The organism is Streptomyces sp. NPDC059564 (assembly GCF_042735575.1).
Classification (GTDB): Bacteria; Actinomycetota; Actinomycetes; order Streptomycetales; family Streptomycetaceae; genus Streptomyces.
In genome coordinates this window covers 1-1,322 of the sequence record NZ_JBHWBP010000694.1, presented here as the reverse complement: position 1 = coordinate 1,322, position 1,322 = coordinate 1, and the positions used below count along the sequence as shown (strand labels likewise).

At 79.2% G+C, this 1,322-nt stretch carries 1 protein-coding gene and 2 pseudogenes; 2 read left to right on the top strand and 1 reads right to left on the bottom strand.

The features are described 5' to 3' along the window. A pseudogene (locus tag ACFV0Q_RS41715) lies at positions 1 to 222 on the bottom strand (hypothetical protein); the annotation flags it as partial. A 291-nt stretch (positions 223 to 513) separates the two neighbouring features. Here ACFV0Q_RS41715 and ACFV0Q_RS41710 point away from each other — a divergent pair. Both ACFV0Q_RS41710 and ACFV0Q_RS41705 read left to right on the top strand, forming a co-directional pair. After that, on the top strand, positions 514 to 750 hold the full coding sequence (locus tag ACFV0Q_RS41710) for a hypothetical protein (protein WP_385013338.1): 237 nt from the start codon (positions 514 to 516) through the stop codon (positions 748 to 750). 62 nt (positions 751 to 812) lie between these two features. Beyond that, positions 813 to 1,322 (top strand): annotated as a pseudogene (locus ACFV0Q_RS41705) (hypothetical protein); the annotation flags it as partial.

Sequence of the window (1,322 nt, the reverse complement as noted above, 5' to 3'; positions counted from 1 at the left end):
CGGGGGCCCGGGCGTCGGCTCCGGGTGCGGTAGCTCGCCCAGCGGCAGCGGCGCGGGCGGCGCGACGGTCCGCTGCCCGTCGGGGGTGTCGGGCGCGTCGAGGGGCGGTACGGATCCACGCGCCGGGCCCGGACCGCCGGACTCCGGGCCGACGGAGACGCAGCCGGCGCTCGCGAGGAGCGCCAGGAGGGAGAGGGGCAGAGCGGCCCGGCGTAACTGCATCCCACCACCATGCCGCAATCCGAGCGCCCGGCCCGCCGCCCCTCACGCGTCCGGGTGAAGCGCACCGGGGCGCCGTTGTCCGGGGGAGGGCGGCGCACCGCACCGATCCGGCGGGCGGGACCATGAAGGGCCGCGCCCCCAACCCCGGCGCCGCAGAAGGGAAGGATCGGGCGGATCGGACATCCGGCTTGACCGGAGTGGCTCCGGACGGAAAGAGTCCGGTCAAGAAGCCCGATCAAGAAGCCCGGGTCTACAAGCCCGGGTCTACAAGCCCGGGTCAAGAAGCACCGTATGAGCTGCACTTCGGAGATACCTGGAATGTCGATATCCGTCCGCTCCACGCTCGGCCCGGCCGTCATCGGCGGTGCCTGCGCCGCCCGGGCCGTGGCGGGCGGACGGTCCGGCGGACCGCACGGAGGTCCCGCGCCGGCCGGCGCGGACACGACGGTCCCGATCCCGTCCGGCGGCGCCACCGCGCCGGCCGCGGGAACGGGCACGGCCCCCACCGCCCGGCGGCGTGGGGCCTGACCGGCGGGACGGGGGCCGGTACCGCACCGCCGCACCGGCCCCCGACCGTGCCGGGAGACCACGTGTCCCCACACCCCGCTGAGCCCGGGCCCGCGCCCGAGGACCACCTGCTCGCACGCCCCTGCGCAACCCCCTGGGACCCCGGGTACGACGCACCGCCCCCACCCCGGCCCCCGGTCCACCCGACGGCGCCGTCCGGACGCACGCCGCCGTCGGCCTCGCCGGTGTTCGCCCCGCCGTCGTCTCCGGCGACGACGCCCCTTTGGCCCCTGGACCCGGTCACCGCTCCGCCGCTCCCCGCTCCGCCGGCCGCCCCGTCGGGGGCCGGGCCCGTCGACGGGGCCGGTGCCGGGCGGCGGGGGAGGCGGCTGCCGCTGGCCGTTCTCGCGCTGCTCGTGCTGGCTTCGGCCGGCGGGCTGGTGTTCCTGCTGCGCGGTCCCGCGGCGGAGCCCGCGCCGGGCGCGGCGCCCCCCGGGCTGGCGATGCCGGTGCTGCCCGCCCGCAGCCCGGGTGCCGGGGACTCCGACGAGCCCGGCACCGAGGCCCCCCGCACGGCCTCGCCCGCACCGTCC

Excerpts from the sequence above, each read along its gene's own strand:
- ACFV0Q_RS41710 (WP_385013338.1), top strand. The coding sequence starts at position 514 with ATGAGCTGCACTTCGGAGATACCTGGAATGTCGATATCCGTCCGCTCC.